The sequence below is a fragment of the Kitasatospora sp. HUAS MG31 genome (genome assembly GCF_040571325.1).
Classification (GTDB): Bacteria; Actinomycetota; Actinomycetes; order Streptomycetales; family Streptomycetaceae; genus Kitasatospora; species Kitasatospora camelliae.
Genome location: NZ_CP159872.1, coordinates 3,572,496 through 3,594,971, shown reverse-complemented (window position 1 = coordinate 3,594,971; position 22,476 = coordinate 3,572,496). Strand labels below are relative to the sequence as shown.

The window sequence follows — 22,476 nt, the reverse complement described above, 5'->3', positions numbered from 1 at the left end:
CCGTCCGGGTGACCCGCCCCTGGCGGGCGCCCTCGACGGGCTCCGACGACACGCTAGGCCGCCCGCGGCCGCCCCGCGCGGCGAGGCCGCGAACAGCCGTCGGCCCCGGCCGGCTGCTGCCGACCGGGGCCGTCCATGACGCGCTCCCGAGTGCCCGGGCGGGCGGTGGTCACACCGCGGCGGGGGCCTCCTCGGGCTCCGGCTCCGCCGCGGCCGCCGCGCCCTGCACCGGCAGGTGCCGCATCAGCCGGTGCGCGGCCAGCGCCGCCGCCAGCAGGAAGACCACACCGACCACGGCCGCCACGTGCATGCCCTCCGCGAAGGCCGCCCGCCCGGCCTCCAGCAGCTGCGCGCCCACCGCGTCCCCGCGCTGCGCGGCCACGGTGACCGCGCCGCCGAGGGTGTCCCGCGCCGCCCGGGCCGCGTCCGCGTCCAGCCCGACGGGCAGGGCGTCCTCCAGGCGGGACTTGTAGATCGCCGCGCCGGCCGCGCCGAGCAGCGCGATCCCGAGCGAGCTGCCCAGCTCCTGGGCGGTCTCGGAGGTGGCCGAGGCCGCGCCGGCCCGCTCGGCGGGGGCGGCCGAGACCACCATGTCGGCGGTGATGGTGACGGTGCCCACCGACCCGGCCGCGATCACCCCGGCCGCGACCAGGATCAGCGCCAGCGGCGAGTCGGGCCGGACGGTGGTCATCAGTGCGAAGCCGGCCGCGCCGATCAGGAAGCCGCAGGTCAGCAGGGTCGCCGGGCGGACCTTGCCGGACAGCGCGCCGAAGGTGCCCACCGCCGCGCCCACCCCGAGGCTGGGCAGCAGCGCCCACAGCGAGGCGGCCAGCGGGCTCAGCCCCTTGACCAGCTGCAGGTACTGCGAGGTGAAGAGGGTGAAGCCCATCATCGCGAACATCGCGATGGTGTTGACCGTGATCGCCCCGCTGAAGGTGCGGATCCGGAACAGGCCGAGGTCGATCAGGGGGTGCGCGGCCGTCCGCAGCCGGGCCACCAGACCCGCCCCGGCCAGCAGGCCGCCGGCCAGCGCCAGCGCCGGCGGCAGGCTCCAGCCGTCCACGGCGAGCGACTTGATCCCGTACACCGCCGGCATCACCGTGGCGATCGAGAGCACCGCGCCGGCCAGGTCGAAGGAGCCGGCCTTCGGCGCCCGGTACTCGGGCAGCAGCAGCGGGGCGGCGAGCAGGGTCAGCACCATCACCGGGATCGCGATCAGGAACGCCGAACCCCACCAGAAGTGGTCCAGCAGCAGCCCGCCGACCACCGGCCCGGCGGTCACCCCGGCCATCATCACGCCGCTCCAGGCGCCGATCGCGGTCTGCCGCTGCCGGCCCTCCTCGAACATGTTGCGGATCAGCGCCAGCGTGGACGGCCCGAAGACCGCCCCGGCGACCCCGAGCAGGGCCCGCGCCGCGATCAGCTGCCCCGCGCCGTCGGCGTACGCCGCCACCAGCGAGGCCGCCGCGAACGCCGCCGCACCGCACATCAGCAGCCGGCGCCGCCCGAACCGGTCGCCCAGCGCCCCCATCGGGATCAGCAGGCCGGCCAGCAGGAACGAGTACATGTCCATGATCCACAGCTGCTCGGTGCCGCTGGGCCGCAGATCGGTGGCGATGAAGGGGGCGGCGAAGAACAGCACGCCCATGTCCATGGTCAGGACGAGGGTCGGGAGCAGGAGGACGGCCAGGCCGATCCAGGCGCGTCGGCCGCTGAGGCCGTGGGTTGCGGTCATGCCGATGACTGTACGGATGTGTCACACGCTTGTCTAGTACGTTCGTCTGACTCAACCGTGCAAGACGTTCGTCCAGCATTCGCGTAGCATCGGCGCCATGGGAAATCGCGAGGACCTGCTGGCCGGCGCCAAGCGCTGCCTGTACGAGAAGGGCTACGGCCGCACCACCGCCCGGGACATCGCCTCGGCGGCCGGCGTCAGCCTGGCGGCCATCGGCTACCACTACGGCTCCAAGGACGCCCTGATGAACCAGGCGATGATGGCCGCGATGGGGGAGTGGGGTGACGCCGTCGGCGCCGTGCTCACCGAGACCGCCGGGGTGACCGACCCCCGGGAGCGGTTCGTCGCCGCCTGGGACCGGGTGCTGGAGACCTTCGCCGAGTACCGCGGCCTGTGGACCGCGCAGTTCGAGGCACTCGCCCAGCTCGACCACGCGGAGGAACTCCGGGCGATGTTCGACGGCGCCCAGAAGGAGGCCCGGCTCGGCCTCTCCGCGATCTTCCAGGGGCTGCCCGAGGTGCCGGACACCCCGGACGAGATCGCCCGCGGCACCTTCTACCAGGCCCTCCTCGGCGGGCTCGCCGCCCAGTGGGTGGTCTCCCCGGACCAGGTGCCGAGCGGGAAGGACTTCCTGCGCGGCCTGCAACTGGTCAGCGAAGGCGTGCTCGGCACCGGCTGACGCCGACCCGGCTCGCCCGCGCGGCCCGACCGGTCGGGCCGCGCGCCTCAGTTGGTGACGGCGGTGAGCAGCACCACCGAGTCCACGTGCGCCAGCAGACCGTGCCGCTCCTGCGGAATGGCGTGCAGCTCGCCCGCCGCCACGTCCTGCCGGTGACCCGCGATGGTCAGCGCCACCCGCCCGCGCAGCACCAGCAGGCTCGCCGCCACCGGCGCGCTGTGCTCGTCCAGCGCCGTCCCGGCGGTCAGCGCGATCACCGTCTGCCGCAGCACCCCGTCGTGCAGCACCAGGTGGGCGCTGCGCCCGTGCGGGTTGCCGGCGGCCTTCGCGGCGTGCTCCTCGGCGAGCGCAGTGAGATCGATGTGAACCGGCGCCGCCATCACGGCCTCCTCCACGGTCGTCGAGCCCCCGCCGCGACCCTAGGGCCGGCCCCGGGGTCCTGCGCGCTGGGCCACGCACCCGGGGTAGCCCGCCCGGCCGCCCGTCCGGGCCGCTCGGCGTGCGGACGCGGCGACCCGGGCCGATGGTGGAGGGTATGGCGACCAATCAGAAGTTCATGGCCGGATTCCAGATCAACCGCGGCATGCTCACCGCCGGTGCCGTCCTCACCGGCCTCGGCGCGGCGATGGCCTTCGCCGGCACCGTGGTCCTCAGCGTCGCGGTGGCCTCGGCCGGCCGCGGCTGGATGCAGCAGCTCGACACCCCGCCCACCGAGATCGCGCGGCGCGGCCTCAACCAGGCCAGGGCCGCGTCCCTGGCGGGTCTCGAAGCCTGGCGCACGGAGGGGCGGGCCTCCGCCAACTGACCGGGCCGGCATCCGCGGCGCTGCCGCACCCGCCGCTCAGGTGCGGGGCGGCAGCGCCGCGAGCTGCTGCCGCAGCACGGGTTTGACGACCTTGCCGATCGGGTTCCGCGGCAGCGGCTCCGAGCGGACCAGCACGTGCGCGGGCACCTTGAACGCCGCCAGCTCCCCGGCCACATGGGCGCGCAGCTCCTCGGCGTCGGCCGCGGCGCCCGGACGCGGCACCACCACCGCCGCGACCTCCTCGCCGAGCAGCGGGTGCGGCACGCCCAGCACCGCCGCGTCCGCCACCGCCGGATGCCCGGCCAGCACCGCCTCGACCTCCCCGCAGTACACGTTCTCGCCGCCCCGGATCACCACGTCCTTGAGCCGGTCGACCACGGACACCTCGCCGCCCCGGGACCGGGCCAGATCCCCCGTCCGGAACCAGCCGCCCTCCGCGGCGAAGGCGGCGGCCGTCGCCCCGGCGTCCCCCCGGTAGCCGCGGAACACGGCCTGGCCGCGCACCCACAGCTCGCCGACCGCGCCCTCGGCCAGCTCGGACCCGTCCGGGCCGGCGATCCGGATCTCCACCCCGGGGGAGGGGCGGCCCACCGAGCCGGGCTCGGCCAGGTAGCGGGCACCGAAGTGGGCGAGCACCCCGCCGCAGGTCTCGGTGAGGCCGTAGCCGTTGCGGGCCTCCACCCGGCCGGCGAAGCGCTCCGCGACCCGGCGGGACAACCCGGGCGGGGCGGGCGCGCCACCGGTGCTCAGCAGGGTCAGCGAGGGCATCGCGTCGCCCGCCGCGTCGGCCGCGTCCAGCAGGCCCAGCGCGGTGGTCGGCACCCCGGAGAAGGTGGTCACCCGGTGCTCGGCGATCAGGGCGAGCGCCGCCGGGGCGTCCCACCGGCGCATCAGCACCGCGGTGCCGCCCGCCGCCATCAGCGGCAGCAGCGTGGTGAACGCCGCGACGTGGAAGAACGGGAAGGTCACCAGCGCCGTTTGCGGCGGCGCCTGGGCCGGGTCGACACCCCGGCAGCGCAGCGAGCTCGCCGCGAAGAACCGCGCCCCGGCCAGCGCCGCGCACCAGGCCGCGTGCCCCGCCGTGACCCCCTTCGGCCGGCCGGTGGTCCCGGAGGTGTAGATGATCGTCGCGTCGTCCCCCGGCGCCGGCGCGGGCAGCTCCCCGGGCCCCGCCGCCAGGGCCGCCAGGTCCTCCAGCCGCTCGGCGCCGTCGGGCCCTCCACCGGCCGGGACCCCGGCGGTGAGCAGCGGCACGCCGTGGCGGGCCGCCCAGGCCGCGGTGCGCCCGGCCCGTTCGGCGTCCACCACCAGCACTCCCGGCGCGCAGTCGTCCAGGGCGAGGGAGAGCTCGCGCTCGGTCCACCAGGCGTTCAGCGGGACGGCGACCAGGCCCGCCGCCTGGGCGGCCCAGAACGCGGTCTGCCAGGCGGGCAGGTTGGGCATCGCGATGGCCACCCGGTCGCCGGGGCGCAGCCCGTACCGGTCGAGGAGGTGGCGGGCGAGGGTGGTGGCCGCGGCGTGGTGCTCGGCGTAGCCCAGCCGGCCGCCGTCGGCGACCAGGAAGGTCAGGTCCCCGTGGGCGCGGGTGGAGTCCAGGAACTCCCGCAGCGTGCGCGGTCCGTGCCGGTAGCGCGGACCGGTCGGCCCGGGCACCGCCTCGAACGGGGCGCCGGGTGCGCTGAGCGCCGCCTGCACCCGGGTGACCAGGTCGCGGGAGTCGGCTGTCATCGGGTCCTCGGTGCGGGGCGGCGGCGGGTGCCCGGGTGGGCGGCCGCCAGGCTACCGGCGGCCGCCGCCCGCTGCGGGCAGCGGGCCCATGGGGGCGGCCCGCTGCCCGCGCGGAAGGGCCCGGTCGGCCCGGTGGACCGCTACAGGCCCAGGTCGGCCCGGTGGACCGGTGGACCGCTACAGGCCCAGCGACTTGGCGACGATGGTCCGCATGACCTCGCTGGTGCCGCCGTAGATCCGGAACACCCGGTTGTCGGTGTAGAGCCGGGCGATCGGGTACTCCAGGATGTAGCCGTAACCGCCGTGCAGCTGCAGGCACTTGTCGATCACCTGGGAGGCCGACTCGGTGCAGAACAGCTTGGTCGCGGCCGCGTCGGCCACCGTCAGGGCGCCGTCCTGGTACAGCTCCAGGGCCCGGTCCACCATCGACTGCTGGGCCATCACCTGGGCCTCGCAGTCCGCCAGGGTGAACTTGGTGTTCTGGAACTCCGCCACCGTCTGCCCGAACACCTTGCGGTCCTTGACGTACTGCACCGCGAACCGCACCGCCGCCGCGGCCGAGGCGTACGCGCCCACCGCGATGGCCAGCCGCTCCTGCACCAGGTTGTGGGTCAGGTAGGCGAAGGCGCGGCCCTCCTCGCCGAGCAGGTTCTCCACCGGCACCCGGACGTCCGAGAACGCCAACTCCGCGGTGTCCGAGGTGCGCAGGCCGATCTTCTGCAGCTTGCGGCCGACCGCGTAGCCCTCGGAGTCGGTCTCCACGCACAGGATCGACAGGCCCGCCCGGCGGTTCGCCGGGTCGTACGGGGAGGTGCGGCAGATCACCAGCACCAGGTCGGCCAGGACCCCGCCGGTGATGAAGGTCTTCGCGCCGTTCAGCACGTAGTGCGTGCCGTCCTCGGACAGCCGCGCGGTGGTGGAGATGCCCGCCAGGTCGCTGCCGGCGCCCGGCTCGGTCATCGCGATCGCGGTCATCATGTCGCCCGAGACGAACCCCGGCAGCCAGCGCCGCTTCTGCTCCTCGCTGGCGTACTCCAGCAGGTACGGCAGCACCAGGCCGGTGTGCACCCCGGAGGAGCCGAAGGTCACGCCCGCCCGGGCGCACTCCTCGGACACCACCGCCTGGTACTTGAACCCGCTCTCGCCCGCGCCGCCGTACTCCTCGGGGACCTCGATGCCGTACACGCCCAGCGCGCCGAGCTTGCGGTAGAAGTCCCGCGGGGGGTGACCGGCGGCCTCCCAGCCCTCGTAGACCGGGACGACCTCCTTGGCGATGAAGTCCCGGATGGTCGCCCGGAACGCCTCGTGGTCCTCGTTGAACACCGTACGGCGCACGGCGGGCTCCCTTCGTTCGGCCGCTGATCGCACGACAAGTTAATCGCCGGTAGCCAAGGCTGTCCAGCATCCCGGACGGCCTGCCGCACGGGAGACCGGACGGTCAAGTGAATCCTTGGTAGCCTCGTCGCCGAACCCGGGAACCGACCGCGAGGGGTGGGACGACGTGGCCACGGGACGCGAGACCGTCCGCCGGCCGCCCGGCCGCCGGACGCAGATCCTCACCGCCGCCAGTGACCAGTTCCACCGCCGCGGCTACCACCAGGTCTCCATGGCCGAGGTCGCCGCCGAGGTCGGCATCACCGCCCCCGCCCTCTACCGGCACTTCCGCAGCAAGCCCGAGCTCCTGCTGCGCGCCGTCACCCGCGGCCTCGACGCGCTGCGCGAGGCCGTCGCCCGCGCCACCGACGGCACCCCCGCCGGCCTCTGCGCCGCCCTCGCCTCCGTCGCCGTCGACCACCGCGCCCTCGGCACCCTCTGGCAGCGCGACTCCCGCCTGCTGCCGCCCGCCCAACGCGCCATCCTGCGCCGGGAACTGCGCCGCACCGCCGCCGCGATGGCCCGCACCCTGCACCGGGCCCGGCCCGAACTGGCCGACGGGGAGGCCCAGTCGCTCTGCTGGGCGGTGCTCTCGGCCTACGGCAGCCTGTCGTACCACACCTTCGCGCCGCCCCGGCGGCGGTTCGAGGCCCTGCTCGGGCGGCTCGGGGAGCAGCTGCTGGCCGTCCGCCTCGACGAGGTGCCCGGTGCCGGCCGTACCTCCGGGAGCGAGTCCCGGCCCGCGCCCGCACCGGTCGAGTCCCGCCGTGAGGAACTCCTGGTCACCGCCGTCCGGATGTTCCACGAACGCGGCTTCGACAACGTCAGCACCGAACAGCTCGGCGCCGCGGTCGGCATCGCCGGCCCCAGCCTCTACAAGCACTTCGACACCAAGGCCGACCTGCTCGCCGCGGCCCTGGTCCGCAGCCGCGAACGGCTCTGGCAGGAGGTCGAGGGCGCCATCGCCGGTGCCGCCGGACCGCGCGAGGCGCTCACCGCCGGCCTCGACGCCTACACCGGCTTCGCCCTCCGCAACAGCCACTACCTCGGCGCGATGATGAGCGAGACCGAGCGCCTGGCCCCCGCCGACCGCAAGGCCGCCGTCGACTTCCGCCGGGACTTCCTGCGCACCTGGGTCGGCCTGCTGCAGCAGCTCCACCCGGAGTACGACCAGGCCGAGGCCCGGATCCGGGTGCACGCCATGTTCGCGCTGGTCAACGACGGGGTGCGGAACCGGCCCCGGGGCGCCGGGCCGGATCCGGCCGGCAGCCTGCCGCTGCTCGGCCGAGCGGCTCTGGGCCTGGACCGGAACCCGGGTCCGGACCCGGACCCGGACTGACAGTCCGTCCGGCGCCTCGGCGGTCTCCGTCTCCGGGGCGTGACGGTGGGGGCGGGCCCGCGCGGCCCGCCCCCACCAGCTCATGGCCGGCCCGCGGCCACCGGAGCTGCCCGGCCGGACCGTTCCCGACGCCACTCAACCGATTCCCCTGAGCAGGAACGCGCCGAGAGCGGTCACGGCGGCCGCCGCGTGAATACGGGACAGGATGGTCTCCCTGCTAACCGGTGCGAATGCGGCGCCGGACCGTGGCCGCCCCACCCGCGTGGACCGCCGGCGTCGCGTCACCAGGATTGCGTGCCAGGGCGGTTGGCCTCCAGGGGTATCGACCGGGTTCCCCCGAAGGTGTCACGGCCGGGGATTCGGCGGCTATTGCCCCCACCGTGGCGCACAAGGCCGAGCGGGCTTCTCCGCGTCAATCCAAAGTTGACCGAGGATCGCCATAAACAGCTCATCCGGAAACCGGTGGTCCGAGGATTGTCGTACTGGCACACTGGGGCCTCATGTCTGAAGGTCTGCCGCCCGGCCACGGGCCCTCCGAATTCCCCGCAGCCGACGACCTGCGCACGACCGAGGTCGACCTCGGCGGCCTGGTGGGCGTCCTCGCCACCCACCTCTACTCCACCCCCCTGGTCGCCGTCCGCGAACTCGTCCAGAACGCCCACGACTCGCACACCCGGCGCACCCTGGAAGACCCCACGACCCCGTACCACGCCGCCATCCGCGTCCGCGGCGACGCCGCCCGCCGCACCATCGCCATCGAGGACACCGGCGCCGGCCTCACCGAACCCGAGATCCACGCCTACCTCGCCACCGTCGGCACCGGCTACACCCGGATGCTCCGCGACCTGACCGGCGACCAGGACCTCATCGGCGCCTTCGGACTCGGCTTCCTCTCCGCCTTCTCCATCGCCCACGAGGTCACCGTCACCACCACCTCGCACCGCGAACCCCACCGCACCCACCAGTACCGCAGCCGCGGCGGCGAGCAGTACAGCGTCCGGCCCGTCGACCCCCGCCCCCACCCCGGCACCGTCGTCGAACTCCACCTCAAGCCCGAGCACGCCCACCTCGCCGACGAGCACGCCCTGCGCGAGGTCCTCCTGCGCTACTGCGTCCTGCTCCCCATCCCGGTCCACGTCGGCGACGACGACCAGCCGGTCAACGACGTCCCCGTCCCCTGGCGCCAGGACGTCCCCGGCTCCCTCCACCTCACCCGGATGCGCTTCGCCGCCTCCTTCTCCCGCACCTTCGAGCCGCTCACCGCCTTCCCCGTCACCCCCACCGAGGACCGCACCGACGCCGTCGGCCTGCTCTGGGTCCAGGACGGCGGCACCTACGGCTCCACCGACAACCGCGACCTCGCCGTCTACCTGCGCGGGATGCTCCTCGCCGAGGACGCCCGCGACCTGCTGCCCAGCTGGGCCGGCTTCATCGGCGGCGTCATCGAATCCAGCCGCCTCACCCCCACCGCCAGCCGCGAGGACCTCCAGCGCGACGAGCACTACCGCGCCCTCCAGCAGGCCCTCACCGACGCCATCGTCGACGGCCTCTACGAGACCGCCCGCCTCCAGCCCGCCGCCTGGCGCCGCATCCTCGCCCGCCACGGCCAGGAACTCCTCGGCGCCGCCCTCTGCGACGAACGCCTCTTCACCCTCCTCGCCGACGACGTCCCCGTCCCCACCTCCCAGGGCGACCTCACCGCCGGCGCCCTCCGCGCCGCCGGCCACGGCGCCGTCCACGTCGCCCTCGGCAGCGGCGGCGGCTTCGAGGAGATGCTCTACCGCGCGATGCAGGTCCCCATCGCCCGCGGCGACCGCTACGCCGTCCTCCCCTTCCTCCGCCGCTACGCCCAGCTCCGCGACGCCCGGATCGTCGAACTCGGCAGCGAGAGCGGCAACCGCGAACTCTTCCGCGCCCCCGAACACCCCCTCGCCGCCGACGAACAGGCCTGGCTGGCCGCCGCCCTCGCCGAGGACGGCGAGCAACTCCTCCCCGCCCGCTTCGACCCCCCCGGCCTGCCGCTCGTCCTCGTCCCCGACCGCGAGGCCGAACTCAAGGCCCGGATCGAGGACGACCAGGCCGACGCCCGGATCCCCTCCGCCGCGCTGCGCCTCGCCCGCGCCTTCACCGCCCGCACCGACGGCACCGTCCGGGCCCGGCTCTACCTCAACCTCGCGGCCCCCGCCGTCCAGGACCTGCTCGCCGCCTACCGCACCGGCCACACCGGCGCCGCCACCGCCGCCGGCCTGCTCCGCAGCCTCAAGGTCATCATGGCCGCCGCGGCCGGTTCCCCCACCGGCGACCTCACCGCCGCCCTCGACGGCATCGGCACCGCCGTCGCCGCCCTCACCGCCGCCCTCCCGGACGGGCTGTCAGCGGTACCGGACACACTGCCCGCAGACGACCCCCACCAGGGCCACCAGGGAGACCGCGCATGAGCACCGACATCTGGGCCTGGGTGCACGACACCCACGACCGGCTCACCGAATCCGGCCACCACCGGCTCGCCACCGCACTCGTCGAGATCGCCGGCCACGCCGTCGACGGCCGCAACGAGCAGCTCGACGCGATGTTCCCCGAGGCCCTCGCCTCCGCCCGCGCCCTCGGCCTGCCCTGGGTCGAGGTCTTCCTCCGCCACTGGCGCCTGCAGAACCTCCTCAACAAGCGCCACCAGGGCGAGGCCGCCATGAGCGAGGCCGTCTCCCTGCTGGAGTTCGCCCACCGCGAGGAGACCGCCTCCTGCCCGCAGTCCGTCTGCGCCGTCCAGGACTTCACCATCTGCCACGCCAACATCGACGGCCCCGGGTACGTGCCCGAGCGGCTCGCCGTCCTGGAGGAGGCCCTCGCCCGGGTCGAGCCCGCCCGCGCCTGCTTCGACTGCCTCTCCCGCGAGTACGCCGACACCCTGGAGGACGACGGCCGCACCGAGGAGGCCCTCACCCACCTCGACCGCGCCCAGGTCCGCATCCAGACCGCCGGCGAACAGGTCTCGCTCTCCTTCGGCCTCGGCCGCGCCGGCGCCCTCTACCGCCTCGGCCGACACCAGGACGCCCTCGACGCCTACGACACCGCCGAACACGCCTACGTCGCCGGCCGGAACGAGCTGGACGACGACGACCGCCGCAAGCTCGCCGTCGGCCGCGCCCGCGCCCTGGCCGCCCTCGGCCGCACCGACGCCGCCCTCGCCCTCCTCCCCGACGCGGAGGAGGCCGAGGAGTACGCCGACATCCGCCACCGCTGGGCCGACGCCGTCGAACTCCTCGCCGCCGCCGGCGCCCACCCCAACGACGCCGCCCTCGGCGCCCGGCTCGCCGGCTGGGTCGGCTACCTCGACGCCGCCGGCTCCCACCGCCCCTGCCTCGACCTCCTGCTGGTCGCCGGTCGGCTCGCCGTCGCCCGCGGCGCCCGGACCGTCGCCCTCACCCTCGCCGCCACCGGCGAACGCAAGCTCGCCCTGCTCCGCCGCACCGACGGCGTCGCCGAGGACCTCGCCGCGCTCAAGGCCGCCGCCGAGGCCCTCCCGCACCCCGAACTCCCGGTGCCCGCCGAGGACCTGGCCGACTGGCTCTCCGAGCACGCCCCCGACCCCGAGACCGGCGCCGACCTGCTCTCCGCCGCCCGCGCCACCCTCGGCGACGAGGACACCACCCTGGTCGTCAACCTCGCCGGCGCCCTCGCCGCCCTCGGCCACGCCCGCACCGTCACCGACCTGCTCTGGACCCAACTGGAGCGCGACCCCGGACACGCGTACCTGGTCGACCTGCTCGGCTCCCTGCTCATCGAGGCCGAGGACGGCGACGGCGTCCACCGACTGGCCGACCGGCTCGGTACCGACACCCCCGCCGACGCGCACTGGCTGCGCGCCCGCTGGGCCGCCCGCCAGGGCCGCTGGGCCGACACCGGCGAGCACTGCGACGCGGTCCTCGCCCACGAGCCCGACGCGATCAACACCCGGCGCCTGGCCGGCAGCGCCGCAACCCGGCTCGGCGACCACACCCGCGCCCAGCGGCTGTACCAGGAGATCGTGGAGCACGCCCTCCCCGCGGAGACCACCGAGCCCGAGCTCGGCCACAAGACGCTCCGGGAATCCGACCTCTGGCACCTGATCACCGCCGCCACCGCCAACCGCGACTGGCCCGCCGTCCGCGCCGCCGGCGCCCGCATCGGCATCGAGTTCGACACCGACAGCGGCCCGGTCGACGAGGAGTGGCAGCTGATCACCCTCCGCGCCACCCGCACCAACGGCTCCACCGCCGACCTGCCCGCCCTGCGCACCGGCCCGGCCACCGCCCGGGTGCTGCCCGTCCTCGGCGACGAGCTGCCGCTCAACCACCGCGACACCGTGGTGTTCTCCCCGGCCCTGCTCAACGACGGCCCCGAGCCCGGCGCGGAGGAGGGCTGGCGCCCCGCCTTCGAACTGCTCACCCTGCTCGACCCGGCCGGGTACACCACCCACTGGATCGACGGCGCCTGGCCCGGCGACGAGGAGTGGCTCACCCTCCGCAAGAACCTCCAGGAGGCCGGCTACGGGGTCTGGGCCTACAGCGGCGACCAGTACGCGATCACCGACCCCGCCGACGAGGACGGCTCGCTGCCCGGGATCTACGCCGCGCTCGGCGTCCCGCCCACCGCCTCCGCCGCGGAGGCCGACGCCCTGCTCCAGCGCCTCACGGCCGGCTGGGCCCACCCGCTCAGCTGGCTGGACCTGGCCGAGGCGGCCGGCGCCGACACCACCCGCCACCGGGAGACCGTCGAGCGCTACGGGCTCTGAGGACACCCACCGGCGGCCGGGTGAGAGCCGTCCGGGAGCCGCAGGAATGCCGTCCGGGGCGCGGGGGACCGTTCCGCCGGGCAAGTGCGACGAACCGTACATATGCACGAGGGCGTCGGATTTGGCAAGGTGGGACGGACGATCACACCGTGGCCCCGGACGGCCACCAGGGGCGGCGAGGAGCGGACGTGCCGAAGCGGGGCAGGCCGGGCGGCGGCAACGAGGCCAGGGGCGGCCGACCGGGCCCCCACCCGGCACCCCCGGCCACCCCGGACTCTCCCGCCACCCCGGACTCTCCCGCCGCGCCGGCGGCACCCGCGCCGCCCACCGAGGGCCTGCTCGGACCCGACGCACCCGCGCGCACCACCGCCACCGTCATCCCGCTCGCCCCCGAACCCACCGAGACCCAGGGCCTGCTCCGCCCACCCGCCCTCACCGTCCCGGCCGAGCCCGAGCCCGAGCCCACCGCCGAGCAGCCGGACGAGGCCGAGGAGCCCGAGGAGACCGGCGCCGCCCGCGGCTACCTCACCGCCGCCGAGGACACCCTCACCCCCGAGGACTGGCGCGCCGCCGGCTACGCCCCGCCCGGCGGCACCCGCCGCCACACCGACACGGGCACCGACACCGGCGGCGGCTCCGACACCGCTGGGCGCACCGTCGCCCCCGCCCTCGACGAGAGCCTCACCGGCGCCGTCCTCTGGCCCGACCGGATGCGCACCCTGCTGCGCACCCCCATGTCCGAACGCCCCGCCTTCGAACGCACCGCCCGCGAACTCCACCCCTCCGCCGGCCGCAACGTCCCCCGCATCCTCGACCTCACCCTGCGCATCGGCGAACTCCTCCTCGCCAGCGGCGAGGCCGCCGAGGACGTCGAAGCCGCCATGCTCGGCATCGCCCACGCCTACCGCCTCGACCACTGCGAGCCGGAGGTCACCTTCACCCTGATCTCCATCTCCCACCAGCCCTCCCTGGTGGACGCCCCGATCACCGCCAACCGGTCGGTCCGCCGCCGCACCTCCGACTACACCCGCCTCGCCGCCGTCTACCGCCTCGTCGCCGACATCACCGCCGAACAGGTCAGCGTCAACGACGCCTACCGCCGGCTCGCCGTGATCCGCCGCAACCGCCACCCCTACCCGGTCTGGCTGCTCGCCCTCGCCACCGGCCTGCTCGCCGGCGCCGCCACCTTCCTGGTCGGAGGCAAGATCGACGGCAAGGCCTGGCTGGTGTTCCTCAGCGCCTTCGTCGCCGCCGTCGCGGGCGACCGCCTCGCCTCCCAGGTCGCCCGCCGCGGACTGCCGGAGTTCTACCAGTTCGTCGTCGCCGCCATGCCGGCCGCCGTCCTCGGCATCCTGCTCTCCTTCAACGACCTCCACCTGCGCGGCTCCGTGGTCATCACCGGCGGACTCTTCGCCCTGCTCCCCGGCCGCGCCCTGGTCGCCGCCGTCGCCGACGGCCTCACCGGCTTCTACATCACCGCCGCCGCCCGGCTGCTCGAAGTGATCTACCTGGTCGCCGGCATCGTCATCGGCGTCATGCTCGTCCTCTACCTCGGCGTCAACTACAACGCCAAGCTCCGCCCCGACGAAGCCCTCGCCACCAGCGTCAACCCGCCCGTCCAGCTCGCCGCCGCCATGCTGCTCGCCCTCGCCTTCGCGATGCTGCTGCAGACCGCCCCGCGCGCCCTGCCCATGGTCGTCCTCAACGCCGCCATCGGCTGGTCCACCTACGGAGTCCTCACCAACGCCCGGGTCAACCCCATCGTCGCCACCGGCGTCGCGGCCGGCCTGGTCGGCCTCTTCGGCCAGCTGATGGCCCGCTACCGGTACGCCTCCGCCCTCCCGTACGTCACCGCCGCCATCGGCTCCCTGATGCCCGGATCCGCGATGTACCTCGGCATGCTCTCCTTCGCCCAGGGCCACCCCAGTGCCGGCCTGGTCCAGATCAGCCGGGCCGCCGCCCTCGCCATGGCCCTCGCCATCGGCGTCAACCTCGGAGGCGAGGTCGCCCGGCTGTTCATGAAGTCCCCCGGCGCCAGCGAACGCCTCGCCCCCTACCTGCTGGTCCCGCGCCGCGCCGCCAAGCGCACCCGGGGGTTCTGAGCGAACGTTAGCCGCAAGGAGCGGCCGGACCGGTCCCGAGGACCGCCGGCACCGCACCGGAGGACCACCCGGGCCGGACGGACGGCACCCCGCAGCACCACCGAAGGACGAAGGCACCACCCGTGACCCGTGACCTGCTGGACGGCTACCGCGACCACATCATCGCCGCGCACAAACAGCCGCTGTTCCTGCTGCTCGTCGGGTTCATCTGCTCGTTCGTCTTCATCCGCTTCAGCGTCCGCATGATCCGCGCCAAGGTCCGCTGGTGGCCCGGCAACGTCACCCCCGGCGGCCTGCACATCCACCACATGGTCTTCGGCCTGGGATTCCTGCTGGTCAGCGGCATCGGGGTGTTCGCCACCAGCGGCGGACACCCCTGGATCGACTGGTTCGGCCTGCTCTTCGGCATCGGCTGCGGCCTCGTCCTCGACGAGTTCGCCCTGATCCTCCACCTCGACGACGTGTACTGGGGCGAACAGGGCCGCAAGTCCGTCGACGCCGTCATCCTCGGCATCCTCATCACCGCCCTGCTCCTCACCGGGTACGTCCCGCTCGGCGTCGTCCCCGGCCAGGACACCCGGTGGGGACTGGTCAGCGTCATCGCGGTCAACGCCCTCGTCTCGATCATCGCCCTGCTCAAGGGCAAGATGTGGATGGGTCTGCTCGGCATCATGGTCCCCGGCCTGTCCTGGATCGGCGCCATCCGGCTCGCCCGCCCCAGCAGCCCCTGGGCCCGCTGGCGGTACGCCGACCGGCCCCGCCGGATGGCCCGCGCCCGCCGCCGCGAACGCCGCCTGCACGCCCGCGCCGACCGCGCCCGCACCTGGCTCTTCGACCTGATCGCCGGCGCCCCCGACAAGGTCGCCGCCCACCACACCGCCACCCACCGGGTCGCCGAACGGATGGCCGCCCGCGCCACCGCCCACCTCGACGCCCACGCCGCCCGCGCCCTCGCCCGCCGGCACGCCCGCCTCGCCGACCGCCGCGGCGCCGCCGAGAGCCAGTCCGCCCGGGCGGCCGGGGCGGCCGGGGCCGCTCGCGCCGCCGCTGCCGGCGGCGAGCCCGGACGGCAGGACCGGGCCCGGGCCCGTCTGAGGGTGGTGCAGGCCGGACGCCGGCGCGCGTACTCCGTCCGCCCGCTGCCCACCGCCGCCCCCGCCCCGCGGAACCCGTACCCGCACCCGCGGCTGCCGCACCCCCACCCGCACCGGCGCGCCTGACCGGCGGGGAGGTTCCGCGGCCGAAGCCGTGGCGGGGTGGGCCGGTCCGAGCAGGTCCGGTCCGAGCAGGTCCGGTCCGAGCAGGTCCGGTCCGAGCAGGTCCGGTCCGGTCCGAGCCGGGGAGTTCGGGGGAGCGGGGGCCCTGGAACCCGACAATCTGACATTCCACCCGTGCGGGCGTATGGCGATGGCACACCCGGGCCGAGGAACTTGCGACGATGCGGCGAGTGAACGGTCCGTCACGCCCTGGGACCGCCGGCTGATCGTCGGCCGACCAGCAGCCGAGAGAGGTCCCGGCCATGCCCCGCAGACTGCTCCCGATCCTCCTGCTGGCCCTCACCGCCACCCTCGGCCTCCTCCCCACCGCGGCCGCCGCCCCAGCCCCGCACCACCCGGCGCAACCCCCGCACCACCCGGCGCACCCCGCCGACGACCCCTACCCCTCCACCGGCGACATCGCCCGCGCCCAGGCCGAGGCCGACGCCAAGGCCGCCGACACCGCCGCCATCGAAACCCTCCTCACCACCGCCCAGGCCGAACTCGACGCCGCCGGCCACGCCGCCGAACAGGCCGTCGAGGCCTACAACGGCGCCCAGGCCCATCTGCTCCGGGCCCGCGCCGAGGCCACCGCCGCCGCCCAGCGGTCCACCACCGCCGAAGCCGCCCGTGCCGAAGCCGCCGAACGCGCCGCCCGACTCGCCGCCGAGACCTACCGCCAGGGCGGCGCCTCCCCCGCACTCTCCGCCATCGACGCCCTGCTCGGCGCCCGCAGCCCGCGCGCCCTCAGCGACCGCGCCGCCGCCATCGGCGTCGCCGCCTCCCGCACCCGGCAGATCCTCGACGACGCCACCTCCACCGCCGCCGAGGCCGACCGCACCGCCCGCGTCGCTCGTACCGCGGAGGACCAGGCCCGGCACGCCGCCGACGCCGTCCGCACCGCCAAGGAACAGGCCGAAGCCCGGCTCGCCGACCAGAGGGCCCAGGTCACCGCGGTCACCGCCCGCCGCGAACAACTCCTCGCCGAACTCGCCGCCGCCCGCAACACCACCGTCGACCTCGAACGCCGACGCCGCCAGGCCCTGGAGGAGATCGCCGCCCGCCAGGCCGAGGAAGCCGCCAAGGCCGCCGCAGCCGCCGCCGAGGCCGCCAGGAACACCCCGCCCGCCGCACTCCGCACCGCCGGGTCCCCCCAGGGCGCCGAGGCCGCCATCGCCTTCGCCCGCACCACCATCGGCCTCCCCTACATCTGGGGCGGCGAGGGCCCGGACGGCTACGACTGCTCCGGGCTCACCATGCTGGCCTGGCGCCAGGGCGGCAGGAACCTCACCCACTTCGCCGCCGACCAGTACGCCGAATCCACGCCGATCGGCTACGGCCAACTCCGCCCCGGCGACCTGGTCTTCTGGACCGACACCGGCCGCGCCGCCGACATCCACCACGTCGCCCTCTACATCGGCGACGACCAGATCATCGAGGCCCCCCGCCCCGGCACGGCCGTCAAGCAGGCCAGCCTCTGGATCATGGGCACCCCGGACTTCTACGCCCGCCCCTGACCGGCCCGCCCACCGGCTGCCCGGGCGGCGACGAGAAGGCGCCACGCCTCGGCCACGAGCCGCGACCGGCAGGTGACGGCAGGTCAGCGGCGCGCCTCCCGGCGGCCCGGAAAACGGGATGCCGCACCCGGGGGTGCGACGTACCTTGACGGGATGGGCACCTCTGCAGCAGCGAACGGCCAGGACCAGCAGATCGAGGTCCGCGCGGTCACCGAGGACGAACTCCCGGTGTGGGACCGGGCCATCGCCCGCGGATTCCTCCGCCCCCACGTCGGCGACGGCACCGAGTACCGCAAGCTGATCTTCGAGCCGGGCCGGATGCTCGCCGCCTTCGACCACACCGACGGCGGCCGCGCCGTGGCGACCTTCCGCAGCTTCGACCAGGAACTCACCGTGCCCGGCGGCGCGACCCTCCCCGTGGACGCCATCACCGCCGTCACCGTCAACTCCACCCACCGCCGGCGCGGCCTGCTCAGCCGCATGATGCGCCACGACCTCGTCGCCGCCCGCGAGCGCGGCAGCGCCGCCGCCATCCTGATCGCCGCCGAGTACAACATCTACGGCCGCTTCGGCTTCGGCCCCGCCACCCGCGCCAACGGCTGGCGGATCGACGTCCAGCGCTCCGGTGGCCTCCGCCCCGACCTGCCCGTCCCCGACGGCGGCCGGATCGACTTCGTCACCCTGGAGGAGATCCGCAAGATCGGCCCCGACCTCCACGAACGCTGGCGGCTCACCCAGCCCGGCGCCATCGGCCCCCGCGCCGACTACTGGTGGAAGCTCAACACCGGCGAGGTCACCCTCCCCGGCTACGACTGGAAGGAGCCGTTCGTCGCCGTCCACCGCGACGCCGGCGGCACCGCCACCGGCCTGGTCGGCTACACCGTCGACGACGACTGGGACGGCTCCTACCCCAACTGCACCCTCACCGTCACGGAGTTCCTCGCCCTCGACCGGCCCACCGCCAACGCCCTGCTGCGGCTGGTGTTCTCGGTCGACTGGGTCCGCCGAATCACCATCGCCAACCGCGGCGTCGACGACCCGCTGCCGCTGCTCCTCAACGACCCGCGCGGCGCCGTCCCGCACGAGGAGAACGCCGACTTCATGTGGCTGCGGCTGCTCGACGTCCCCGCCGCCTTCGGCGCCCGCAGGTACGCGGCACCCGGCCGGGTCGTCCTCGAGGTCACCGACCCCGAGGGGTACGCGGCCGGCCGCTGGGCCCTGGAGGCCGACGCCGACGGCACCGGCCGCTGCACCCCGACCGGCGAGGAGCCCGATCTCGCCCTGGGCGCCCCGCAGTTCGCCTCGCTCTACCTCGGCACCGAGACCGCCTCACGGCTCGCCGCCGCCGCGCTGCTCCGGGAGATCCGCCCGGGCGCCGCGGCCGCGGCCGACCTGATGCTCCGGATGCCGATCCAGCCCTGGAACCCGGACGGGTTCTGACCACCGGCCGGAAGCGGCGCGGGCCGGCCCGGGAGAACGGGCCGGCCCGAGGACGTTCGGCATGCCCAACGGCTACGGGTGCGGCCGCGGTTACGGCTACGGCTTGGCGGTCTTGCCGATGGTGGGCAGGATGAAGTCCTGGATGAGCCCCTTGGCGTCCCGCACGATCGGCCGGAACACCCGGTACCGGGAGAGGTTGATGACCCGGGCCGCCATCGGAGTGGAGCGGCGGACGAATTCCCGGGTGCGCTCGGTGTCCGGCGTTCGGTCGAACACCCAGTAGAGGACGACCACCATCAGGTGGAGCCAGAGCAGGTCGGGCAGCAGGTCGGCGAGTTCGGAGTCCAGCTTGGGAGCCAGCTCCGAGCCGGTGAGGACCTCCCGGAACAACTCCACGGCCGTCGCTCGGGCCGGGTGCGACTCGTTCGAGAACGGGCTGAGCGAACTGGTCGGATCGGCGGCCGTACGGAAGAACTGCGCCGCGAACTCGTGGTACGGCGCCGCGCAGTCGAGCCACGAGGTGAGGGCGATCTGCAGCCGCTCGTCGAAATCCTTCTTCCCGGCCATCCGCAGCCGGGCATCCGCCGCATGCTCGTACGTCATTTTGTCATAGAATCCTTGAATCAAGAATTCCTTTGACTCGAAATAGTAATACGCATTTCCGACGGAAACGCCGGCCTCGGTCGCAATGGCGCGCATGGTCGTCTTGTCATAACCGCGCTCCTGGAATATCCGCATCGCGGTCTCCAGGATCAGCGCCCGCGTCTGCTCACTCTTCCCGGTCTTGGGCCGCGCCCGACCGCCCGGGAGCTCCGCGGCCACCGGAGCGTCCGGCGTGTTCTCGTCGCCCATGCCTTCCCCGCCGCTTCCCTTCTCCTCGCCCACCTCGTCCACAATTGCCGAGCCTACCGGGCGGTGCCGACCCGCCCCGCCGGCAACGGCGCGAGTGGCAGGTACCCGCCGGAGCCGCGCACGCTGGAACTGCGAGGACACCCCCGCCGGCGGCAGGAGACGCACATGGTCGACACGGGCGCACCGGACGTACTGGTCGTCGGGGCCGGACCGGTCGGCCTCACCGCGGCCGCCGAACTGCGACGGCACGGAACCGAGTGCCGCATCGTCGACCGGCTCACCACCCCGCACCGCTACGCCAAGGCCGTCGGGATCCAGCCCCGCACCCTGGAACTCTGGGACACCATGGGCCTCGCCCGCGAGGTCCTCGCCGCCGCCCTGCCCATGCGCGGCAACCTCAGCTGGATCGACGGCCGCGAACAGCCCCGCCTCGACCTCACCCTGCCCCCCGACGTGCCCTACGGCTTCGCCGCGCTGCCCCAGTACACCACCGAGGAGATCCTCACCGGCCACCTCGCCCGCCACGGCACCCGGGTGGAACGCGGAACCGCACTCGAATCCTTCACCCAGGACCCCGACGGCGTCGACGCCGTCCTGCGCACCCCCGACGGCACCGAACGCGTCCGCTGCCGCTACCTGATCGGCTGCGACGGCGCCCACAGCAGTGTCCGCAAGGGCCTCGGACTCGACTTCGGCGGCGGCGCCTTCACCGAGTCCTACATGCTCGGCGACATCGAGGTCGACTGGGCCATGCCCGCCGGCTACGGCGTCCGGGTCGTCAACCACCGCCCGGACGGCGGCCCCGACGACATCCTGGTGGCGATCCCGCTGCCCGGCCGCAGCCGCTACCGGATGTCCGCCGTCGCCGCCCCCGAACTCCTCGTGCCGGACAACGGAACCGACGAGGTCCTCCACGGCCTCGACACCGGACGCCGACCCGAACTCGGCCACCTCCAAGCCGTCTTCGACCGCCTCTGGCCCCGCCCGGTCACCCTCTCCACGCTGCGCTGGTCCTCGGTCTTCCGAATCAGCCACCGGCTCGCCGACCGCTACCGCGACGGCCGGGTGTTCATCGCCGGCGACGCCGCCCACATCCACCCCCCGACCGGCGCCCAGGGCATGAACACCGGCATCCAGGACGCCCACAACCTCGCCTGGAAACTCGCCCTCGTCCTCCACGCCACCGCCGACCCCGCCCTCCTCGACAGCTACCACTCCGAACGGCACCCGATCGGCGAGGAGGTCGTCGGACGGACCGTCCGCCACGCCCGCACCGGCATCGGCGCCGACGGCGACGGCATCCAGGACGTGATCCGCCGCGAGGCCCAACTCCTCGTCGGCTACCCCGACAGCCCCCTGGTCGACCCCGACGGCACGGCCGGCACCGCCGACCTCCCCGTCCGCCCCGGCGACCGCGCACCCGACTGCGCCGGCCTCGTCCAGCCGATCGCCACCTACCCGCAACGGCTCCTCGACCTCCTCCGCAGCCCCCGCCACACCCTGCTGCTCTACGCCGGCCCCACCCTCCCCGCCGGCCTCCTCCCCGTCTGCGCCGAAGCCTCCCGGGCCGCCGCCCGCGGCCACCTCGACGTCTACGCCGTCCTCGCCCCCGGCACCCCCGCCGACGGGCTGCTGGTCCCGGCCGTCCACGACGAACGGGAGACCTTCCGCACCGGCTACGGCGCCCGCGACCCCGAGGCCTTCCTGATCCGGCCGGACGGCTACCTCGCCGGCCGGATCCACCCGGCCGACCCCGCCCGGATCACCGCCCTGCTGCGCCGGACGTTCACCTCGGGCCGAGCAGGCCGAGCGGGGCGGGAGGGCTGAGCGGGCTGAGCGGGCTGAGCGGGCTGAGCGGGCCGGGCGGCCGGTGGTGGGCCGGCTCACGGGCGGGCCCGACCGGGCGGTGGCCCGGACACCGAGCAGAAACCGTCCCCGCAGGGTTCCAGGCCCGGCGGCCAGCCCGCGAAGTCCGTCCCGTCCGCGCCGTCCGTCCCGTATGCCGGGCCGGGGGCCGTGGGCGTCGCACCGGGTGTCCCCTCCTCATCCGGTGCGACCCGGCCGACCCCCACGGCGGCGCGGTACTTGCTGGCGGCGAACGCGGCGGCCCGGGCCAGCGGCAGGCCGGCCGGGGTCGACAGCCGTACGGCGAGCGGACGGTGCTCGGCCAGCGCCCACAGGCAGGCGACGAAGGCGTGCGCGCCGCGCCACACCTCACCGGTGTCGGCGACGACCGTGATCTCGCCGAGCGAGGCGTCGTGGTCGAGCCCGGGGAACCGCTTCCGGGCCTCGGCCGAGGCCACCGTGATGAACTCCAGGGGCACCAGCTGCGGCTGCCCCCGCAGCCAGGCGGTCAGGTGCCGGCAGAGCAGGCAGCCGGGATCGTGCAGCACGGTGATCCGGCGGACCGGCGGCGTGGCTCCGGCCGCGGGGCTTGTGATCGCGTCCACGGCGGGTCAGGCCTGGTTCGGCTGGACCCACGCCTGCGGCGCGACCGGCGGCCGGTGCTGCTTCTCCAGCGTGCTCCGGCGGCGGATCCGGTTGAGCACGTACACGTTGCCCAGGTGCATCACGCCGAGCAGCAGCAGCACGGTGCCGAGCTTGTACGAGAGCGCGTTGAACACGCCCTGGACGTTCTCCACCTGCTCGTCGGAGCGCATCCAGAGCGCGACGAAGCCGAGGTTGATCAGGTAGAAGCCGACCACCAGCAGGTGGTTGACCGCGTCGGCGAGCCGCTCGTCGCCGGCGAACACGTCGGCCAGGAAGATCCGGCCGTTCTTGCTCAGTGTCCGGGCCACCCACACGGTCACGCCGGTGGCGACCGGCAGGTAGGCGGCATAGCTGACCACTGTGTAGTCCATCGGGACCCACTCCGTTT

The 22,476-nt window shown here is 74.8% G+C and carries 17 protein-coding genes; 10 read left to right on the top strand and 7 right to left on the bottom strand.

What is annotated here, in order from left to right; genetic code table 11:
* Positions 1-169: 169 nt before the first annotated feature.
* Positions 170-1,735 (bottom strand): MFS transporter, encoded by a 1,566-nt coding sequence (locus ABWK59_RS16150; protein WP_354641286.1) that lies wholly within the window; start codon positions 1,733-1,735, stop codon positions 170-172.
* A 97-nt stretch (positions 1,736-1,832) separates the two neighbouring features.
* Here ABWK59_RS16150 and ABWK59_RS16145 point away from each other — a divergent pair, with 97 nt between their 5' ends.
* The gene (locus ABWK59_RS16145; protein WP_354641285.1) at positions 1,833-2,414 is read left to right on the top strand and encodes a TetR/AcrR family transcriptional regulator; all 582 of its coding nucleotides are present in this window, start codon (positions 1,833-1,835) and stop codon (positions 2,412-2,414) included.
* 47 nt (positions 2,415-2,461) lie between these two features.
* Here the strand turns inward: ABWK59_RS16145 and ABWK59_RS16140 are convergent, their stop codons facing one another.
* Positions 2,462-2,794 carry a cupin gene (locus ABWK59_RS16140; RefSeq protein ID WP_354641284.1) on the bottom strand — a complete coding sequence of 111 codons (333 nt, stop codon included), beginning with the start codon at positions 2,792-2,794 and terminating at the stop codon, positions 2,462-2,464.
* 155 nt (positions 2,795-2,949) lie between these two features.
* Between ABWK59_RS16140 and ABWK59_RS16135 the strand changes: the two genes are divergently transcribed.
* Entirely contained in the window at positions 2,950-3,219 is a 270-nt protein-coding gene (locus tag ABWK59_RS16135) for a hypothetical protein (protein ID WP_354641283.1), read from the top strand.
* Positions 3,220-3,255: 36 nt separating this feature from the next.
* Here ABWK59_RS16135 and ABWK59_RS16130 read toward each other — a convergent pair whose 3' ends face one another.
* Entirely contained in the window at positions 3,256-4,947 is a 1,692-nt protein-coding gene (locus ABWK59_RS16130; RefSeq protein ID WP_354641282.1) for a class I adenylate-forming enzyme family protein, read from the bottom strand.
* Between the two features lie 177 nt (positions 4,948-5,124).
* Entirely contained in the window at positions 5,125-6,282 is a 1,158-nt protein-coding gene (locus ABWK59_RS16125; protein WP_354641281.1) for an acyl-CoA dehydrogenase family protein, read from the bottom strand.
* Positions 6,283-6,448: 166 nt separating this feature from the next.
* Between ABWK59_RS16125 and ABWK59_RS16120 the strand changes: the two genes are divergently transcribed.
* From ABWK59_RS16120 to ABWK59_RS16090, 7 genes are all read left to right on the top strand, one after another.
* Positions 6,449-7,660 carry a TetR/AcrR family transcriptional regulator gene (locus ABWK59_RS16120; protein ID WP_354641280.1) on the top strand — a complete coding sequence of 404 codons (1,212 nt, stop codon included), beginning with the start codon at positions 6,449-6,451 and terminating at the stop codon, positions 7,658-7,660.
* Between the two features lie 500 nt (positions 7,661-8,160).
* Positions 8,161-10,098: an ATP-binding protein gene (locus tag ABWK59_RS16115; protein WP_354641279.1), complete on the top strand. Its 1,938-nt coding sequence runs from the start codon at positions 8,161-8,163 to the stop codon at positions 10,096-10,098.
* Positions 10,095-12,431 carry a hypothetical protein gene (locus ABWK59_RS16110; RefSeq protein WP_354641278.1) on the top strand — a complete coding sequence of 779 codons (2,337 nt, stop codon included), beginning with the start codon at positions 10,095-10,097 and terminating at the stop codon, positions 12,429-12,431. Before ABWK59_RS16115 ends, ABWK59_RS16110 begins: the two co-directional genes overlap by 4 nt.
* A 188-nt stretch (positions 12,432-12,619) precedes the next feature.
* Positions 12,620-14,533, top strand: coding sequence for a threonine/serine exporter family protein (locus ABWK59_RS16105; protein WP_354641277.1), 1,914 nt, complete (start codon positions 12,620-12,622; stop codon positions 14,531-14,533).
* A 122-nt stretch (positions 14,534-14,655) separates the two neighbouring features.
* Positions 14,656-15,753: a hypothetical protein gene (locus ABWK59_RS16100; protein WP_354641276.1), complete on the top strand. Its 1,098-nt coding sequence runs from the start codon at positions 14,656-14,658 to the stop codon at positions 15,751-15,753.
* A gap of 299 nt (positions 15,754-16,052) precedes the next feature.
* Complete coding sequence (locus ABWK59_RS16095) at positions 16,053-17,306, top strand: C40 family peptidase (RefSeq protein WP_354641275.1); 1,254 nt, start codon at positions 16,053-16,055, stop codon at positions 17,304-17,306.
* Positions 17,307-17,459: 153 nt separating this feature from the next.
* The gene (locus ABWK59_RS16090; protein WP_354641274.1) at positions 17,460-18,746 is read left to right on the top strand and encodes a GNAT family N-acetyltransferase; all 1,287 of its coding nucleotides are present in this window, start codon (positions 17,460-17,462) and stop codon (positions 18,744-18,746) included.
* 96 nt (positions 18,747-18,842) lie between these two features.
* On the opposite strand, the gene ABWK59_RS16085 is transcribed toward ABWK59_RS16090, so the two are convergent.
* A complete protein-coding gene (locus ABWK59_RS16085) occupies positions 18,843-19,598 on the bottom strand; it encodes a TetR family transcriptional regulator (RefSeq protein ID WP_420492924.1) in 756 nt (251 codons plus the stop codon).
* A gap of 165 nt (positions 19,599-19,763) precedes the next feature.
* Here ABWK59_RS16085 and ABWK59_RS16080 point away from each other — a divergent pair, with 165 nt between their 5' ends.
* A complete protein-coding gene (locus ABWK59_RS16080) occupies positions 19,764-21,425 on the top strand; it encodes an FAD-dependent monooxygenase (protein WP_354641272.1) in 1,662 nt (553 codons plus the stop codon).
* Between the two features lie 56 nt (positions 21,426-21,481).
* Here ABWK59_RS16080 and ABWK59_RS16075 read toward each other — a convergent pair whose 3' ends face one another.
* Complete coding sequence (locus ABWK59_RS16075) at positions 21,482-22,048, bottom strand: thiol-disulfide oxidoreductase DCC family protein (RefSeq protein ID WP_354641271.1); 567 nt, start codon at positions 22,046-22,048, stop codon at positions 21,482-21,484.
* A gap of 6 nt (positions 22,049-22,054) precedes the next feature.
* Positions 22,055-22,459 carry a hypothetical protein gene (locus ABWK59_RS16070; RefSeq protein WP_354641270.1) on the bottom strand — a complete coding sequence of 135 codons (405 nt, stop codon included), beginning with the start codon at positions 22,457-22,459 and terminating at the stop codon, positions 22,055-22,057.
* Positions 22,460-22,476 lie beyond the last annotated feature (17 nt).

Excerpts from the sequence above, each read along its gene's own strand:
- ABWK59_RS16140 (WP_354641284.1), bottom strand. The coding sequence starts at position 2,794 with ATGGCGGCGCCGGTTCACATCGATCTCACTGCGCTCGCCGAGGAGCAC.
- ABWK59_RS16070 (WP_354641270.1), bottom strand. The coding sequence starts at position 22,459 with ATGGACTACACAGTGGTCAGCTATGCCGCCTACCTGCCGGTCGCCACC.
- ABWK59_RS16095 (WP_354641275.1), top strand. The coding sequence starts at position 16,053 with ATGCCCCGCAGACTGCTCCCGATCCTCCTGCTGGCCCTCACCGCCACC.
- ABWK59_RS16135 (WP_354641283.1), top strand. The coding sequence starts at position 2,950 with ATGGCGACCAATCAGAAGTTCATGGCCGGATTCCAGATCAACCGCGGC.
- ABWK59_RS16085 (WP_420492924.1), bottom strand. The coding sequence starts at position 19,598 with ATGGGCGACGAGAACACGCCGGACGCTCCGGTGGCCGCGGAGCTCCCG.
- ABWK59_RS16115 (WP_354641279.1), top strand. The coding sequence starts at position 8,161 with ATGTCTGAAGGTCTGCCGCCCGGCCACGGGCCCTCCGAATTCCCCGCA.
- ABWK59_RS16080 (WP_354641272.1), top strand. The coding sequence starts at position 19,764 with ATGGTCGACACGGGCGCACCGGACGTACTGGTCGTCGGGGCCGGACCG.
- ABWK59_RS16145 (WP_354641285.1), top strand. The coding sequence starts at position 1,833 with ATGGGAAATCGCGAGGACCTGCTGGCCGGCGCCAAGCGCTGCCTGTAC.
- ABWK59_RS16130 (WP_354641282.1), bottom strand. The coding sequence starts at position 4,947 with ATGACAGCCGACTCCCGCGACCTGGTCACCCGGGTGCAGGCGGCGCTC.
- ABWK59_RS16110 (WP_354641278.1), top strand. The coding sequence starts at position 10,095 with ATGAGCACCGACATCTGGGCCTGGGTGCACGACACCCACGACCGGCTC.
- ABWK59_RS16150 (WP_354641286.1), bottom strand. The coding sequence starts at position 1,735 with ATGACCGCAACCCACGGCCTCAGCGGCCGACGCGCCTGGATCGGCCTG.
- ABWK59_RS16090 (WP_354641274.1), top strand. The coding sequence starts at position 17,460 with ATGGGCACCTCTGCAGCAGCGAACGGCCAGGACCAGCAGATCGAGGTC.